Source organism: Pseudomonas sp. IT-P100, assembly GCF_949767185.1.
GTDB lineage: Bacteria > Pseudomonadota > Gammaproteobacteria > Pseudomonadales > Pseudomonadaceae > Aquipseudomonas > Aquipseudomonas fluorescens_B.
In genome coordinates this window covers 1-648 of the sequence record NZ_CATKQK010000040.1, presented here as the reverse complement: position 1 = coordinate 648, position 648 = coordinate 1, and the positions used below count along the sequence as shown (strand labels likewise).

The 648-nt window shown below is 60.0% G+C and carries 1 pseudogene; it reads right to left on the bottom strand.

Annotation, left to right across the window (positions count from 1 at the left end):
* Positions 1-648 (bottom strand): annotated as a pseudogene (locus ACM6IQ_RS22210) (RHS repeat protein); the annotation flags it as partial.

Sequence of the window (648 nt, the reverse complement as noted above, 5' to 3'; positions counted from 1 at the left end):
CTGAGCTGGTTGCGCAGGTCCCAACTTAGCCGCTGGCCAGGTTGCAATTCACACAGATTGCCGTTGGTATCGAACCCTGCGGCCAGTTCTGCCTCGGTCGGTGGTCGATTGTCACGCTCGGGCAAACAGCGGTTGCTGTAGCGGGAACGGGTCAAGGTGCGGCTGTGGGCTTGCGGGCCGACATGCATCAGATCCAATAGATTACCGCCGGCGTCGTAATGGTAGGTTTGCGTATAGTTGGCAATCTGGTTGGGATCGAGTGGCAGGGATTGAAAATCGGGCAGGGCGGGGCCGCCGCGTCCGGATTGGGCCTCGCAACCGGTGGCGTAGATCAACTGGTAAAGCGTGTCGTAGCGATAGGTTTTGATCGGCTCGATGCGTTGGTTATTGAAGTAGCGGATCGGTTGCGCGGCATCTTCGATACTCAGCACATTGCCCACCGGGTCATAGAGATAGTTCAGGTCTTGCAGCGGCGAGCCATCGGCTTTGTGGGCGCTCAGTTGCGTCAGCCTGCCGTTGGCCTCGTCGTAGTGGCGGCGGGTGATGACGCCGTTGCCGGCGGTTTCCGTTTCGAGCTGGCCGGTGGCGTTGTAACGAAGATCGCTGACCAGCAGCTTTTCGGTCTGACTGTCGCCGGCGAGGGTCAGC